This window comes from Roseobacter sp. (genome assembly GCF_024639605.1).
GTDB lineage: Bacteria > Pseudomonadota > Alphaproteobacteria > Rhodobacterales > Rhodobacteraceae > Roseobacter.
The window spans coordinates 1-4,092 of the sequence record NZ_JAHEHZ010000221.1; the positions used below are offsets into that span (position 1 = coordinate 1).

At 58.7% G+C, this 4,092-nt stretch carries 2 protein-coding genes and 1 pseudogene; all 3 read left to right on the forward strand.

The genetic code is table 11. The features are described from left to right. Positions 1-518 precede the first annotated feature (518 nt). A complete protein-coding gene (locus Q0M35_RS17785; RefSeq protein ID WP_295317592.1) occupies positions 519-1,415 on the forward strand; it encodes a UTP--glucose-1-phosphate uridylyltransferase in 897 nt (298 codons plus the stop codon). A gap of 67 nt (positions 1,416-1,482) precedes the next feature. Beyond that, complete coding sequence (locus tag Q0M35_RS17790) at positions 1,483-3,153, forward strand: alpha-amylase family glycosyl hydrolase (RefSeq protein ID WP_295317593.1); 1,671 nt, start codon at positions 1,483-1,485, stop codon at positions 3,151-3,153. 154 nt (positions 3,154-3,307) lie between these two features. Beyond that, positions 3,308-4,092, forward strand: a pseudogene (locus Q0M35_RS17795) (outer membrane protein assembly factor); the annotation flags it as partial.

Genomic DNA, 4,092 nt, shown 5'->3' on the forward strand with positions numbered 1-4,092 from the left:
GGCGCGGTTTTGGGTGCAGTGGAAGATGAATTGCGTGCTGTGGTCATCAATGGTCCTCAGATTGGTGCGGCTTCCCCGGGCGACACGGTTCAGGAACTTCGCTGCAGCGCAAAAGTTCCCTCCATACTGAGCTAGACGCATTCGCCCATGCATCAAGGTGTGAGGTCGCATACCGGCAATTCTGCCCCTGCTATTTTCGCGAAATGCTTATAATTTAGGCATCAGGCATTGGAAATGCTGAATTAATAAATTTACCGTTTGAGATAAGTTTCATGGAACAAAAGTGGGGGGTCGGGCGCTTTAGAGACGTAACGAAATCTTTTCTTGGTGAAATCCTCAGGGAAGTTAAAGTTTCGTCACATGTCAGACGTGTAACTGTGACTTTGAAATCTGACGATTTTGACGGTGGAATGATGCGTATCTTCGGAAAATCCAAAATGTCTTTTTTTTGACATTCAGCGATATGTCCCTATCTTGATAACAGACGCTGCGGCGCAGCAATAATAAGGAGCGAGTAAGTGACAGACCAGAGTGTGAGAACAGCGATTTTTCCGGTAGCAGGTCTTGGAACCCGGTTCATGCCAGCAACTAAATCAGTCCCTAAAGAGTTGTTGCCGGTTCTGGATACGCCGCTCATTCAGTATGCAATCGAAGAGGCCCAGGCCGCCGGGGTTGAGCGCATGATCTTCGTGAGCCATCCGTCAAAGGATGCCATCGAACATCATGTTCTGGACGATGCAGATTTGCGCGCCACTCTGAAAGAACGGGGCAAAGCCCGGCTTGCGGACCGGCTCCGGCAAGCGGCAATCGATGAGGATGATCATGATGTCATCTTCGTAATGCAGGACGAACCGCTGGGGCTCGGTCATGCAATCCTGTGCGCTGCCGATCACGCACTTCCCGGCGCTGTCGCGGTCATTCTGCCCGACGATCTGATCCTCGGCCAGACCGGGTGCCTGACGCAGATGATCGACGCCTACAACACCTCCGAAGCGGGTTACATGGTGGCAACGATGGAAGTGCCGCGCGAGGCTGTTTCCAGTTATGGCATCCTTTCAGTGGCGCGCCGCGAAGGCCCCTTCGCCTATGCCGACCGCATGGTGGAAAAACCCGCCGCGGATCAGGCACCGTCTACAACGGCGGCTGTGGGACGATACGTGCTTGACGGCAGCATTTTCGAAACGCTGCGCTCTCAGGAGCCGGGTGCCGGGGGAGAAATACAGCTTACAGATGCCATCGCGCGCGGGATTGAGACCATCGGGCTCGCGGGCTTCCGCTTTGAGGGCATCCGCTTTGACTGTGGCTCCAAATCCGGGATGCTGGCAGCCGAGCTGCATCTCGCCCGGCAGGACCATGAATTCGACGAAGTGATCGACGATTTTATCGCCTCGTTCCACACGGCCGAAGTCGCCTGATCCTGCGCTTTTCAAACGGCAAAGTCGCGGCTAAGCTTTCGGAGACGCTGAGAATTCAGGACGTGCAATGATCGATACCGAGCCTGCAGCCGCGACCGCCGACTGGTGGCGCGGCTGTACCATTTACCAGATTTATCCCCGCAGTTTCCAAGACAGCAACGGCGACGGCATCGGCGATCTGGCCGGAATTGTCAGACGCATTCCGTATGTCGCGGGGCTGGGCGTTGATGCAATCTGGATTTCTCCGTTCTTCACCTCACCGATGAAGGATTTCGGTTACGACGTCAGCGATTACTGCGACGTTGACCCGATGTTCGGGACGCTGGCTGATTTTGACACACTGGTCGAGACAGCCCACGAACACGGGCTGAAGGTGATGATTGATCTGGTTTTGTCGCACACCTCGGATATTCATCCCTGGTTTACCGAAAGCCGCAGCAGTCGCGAGGGCCCGCGCAGCAACTGGTATGTCTGGGCAGACCCGAAACCCGATGGCACGGCACCCAATAACTGGCTGTCGATATTTGGCGGCACAGCGTGGCAGTGGGACCCGCGCCGCGAACAGTATTTTCTCCATAATTTCCTGACCTCACAGCCTGACCTTAATCTGCACAGCGAAGATGTTCAGAACGCGCTTCTGGGGGTGACGCGGTTCTGGCTGGACCGGGGGGTGGACGGCTTCCGTCTCGACACAATCAATTTCTACTTCCACGATCATGAGTTGCGCGATAACCCGCCGCTGCCGCCCGAAGAGCGCACAGCGAAGATTGCGCCCAGCGTGAACCCCTACAACCACCAGGATCATATCTATTCGCGCAACCGGCCGGAAAATCTTGCTTTTCTGGCGCGTTTCCGTCGGTTGCTTGATGAATACGACGGCATCACATCTCTGGGCGAAGTGGGGGACGGACGCCGCGGGCTTGAGCTGCTGGGGCAGTACACGAGCGGTAAAGACGGCGTGCACATGTGCTATGGCTTTGAGTTTCTTGCGCCCGACCGCCTGACTGCGACCGGGGTTGCGCAAGTCTTTGATGAGCTGAGCCGGGTCGCGCGGCATGGCTGGGCCGCCTGGGCGTTTTCAAACCACGATGTCACGCGCCACAGCACCCGCTGGGACCTCAGCCCGGCGGCACGCCGGCTGCATGCTACCTTGCTGATGTGCCTGCCGGGCTCTGCCTGTCTTTACCAGGGAGAGGAACTTGGGCTACCCGAGGCCGATGTACCTTTTGAAGATCTGCGGGATCCCTACGGCATTGAATTCTGGCCCGAGTTCAAAGGCCGCGACGGCTGTCGCACGCCGATGGTCTGGGTCGCGGATGATCAGAACGGCGGTTTTACCGGGCATAATCCATGGCTGCCGGTGGCCCATAGTCACCTCAGCCGGGCCGTTGAGGAACAGGAACGCGCACCGGGATCGATCCTGCATCACTACCGCGCTGCGATTGCTTTCCGCAAAGCCAACCCGGCGCTGCGCCACGGCAGCCACAACGGTGTCTTTGCCTATGGTGATGTGCTGCATTTCACCCGCCGCTCCGCAGAGCAGACGCTTTTCTGTGCGTTCAATATGTCCGACACCCCCTCAATGCATGCGCTGCCGCCGGGCGACTGGGAAACCATCGGCGCCGAACTCGGAGGTGCACGGCCCGGTGCGGAGAACCGCCTGCACCTGGGCCCCTGGCAGGTCTGCATTGCCGGCAAAACCGACGCATCCGGGGCAGCGCACCACAATCTGCCCTGAATACGGCGGGTGCTCGCCTGCGGGCGCATTAATCTCGGGGTGGGTCGCTTTGCCCGATTGCAGTCCGGTTAAGAAGTCCGGTAGACAAGTCGGCAAGTGCGCGGTTGTGTGTATCTTTTCTTGTTGATCAGACAAGGTTCGTTCCGGGGGGAAGATGTATTTCGGGTTACTGAACAGGGCATGCCTGCACCGTGCGGCCGGGTTGTCGTCCGTTGTTTTCTGGATGGTGTTGCAGGCACCGTCCGCATCCGCGCTTGAAGTCTCGCTGACCGGACCTCTGGACGACGATTTGCGTGAAACGCTGGAAAACGGCTCACTGCTTTTTGAACAGGCGGAAGCCGCGTCCGGGGGTGACGATGATACCCCGCCGGTTCGCCCCCAGGAAATCGTTTCGGTTGCCCAGGCCGACTACAAGCGTCTGCTGGCGATCCTGTATGATCAGGGATATTTCAGCCCGGTCATTGAAATACGCCTCGACGGGCGTGAGGCGACCGGCATTCAGATCGTGAACCCGCCCCCGTCGATTGGCAGGGCGGTGATCACCGTTCAGCCAGGCTCTGCTTTTCGCTTTGGCAGGACAGAAATTGACCCGCTGGCGCCTGAAACAGAATTGCCCGAGGGGTTTCGCAGCGGCGAGCCCGCGAGGCTGAGCGAGATCAGCGGCGCCGCTGCCGCCGGCGTTGACGGGTGGCGCGAAGCGGGCCACGCCAAAGCCACGCTGACGCAGCAAAAGATCATCGCGCGCCACAGCGAAGACCGCATCGATGTGGATCTGAACCTGGCGCCGGGGCCAAAACTGCGCTTTGGCCCGCTGACGGTGCGTGGCAATGAAGCGGTACGGACCGAGCGGATTTTAGAGATCGCCGGCCTGCCGGTGGGCGAAGACTTTTCCCCTGACGAGCTGAACGATGCCGCCGCGCGTCTGCGCCGCTCCGGGGC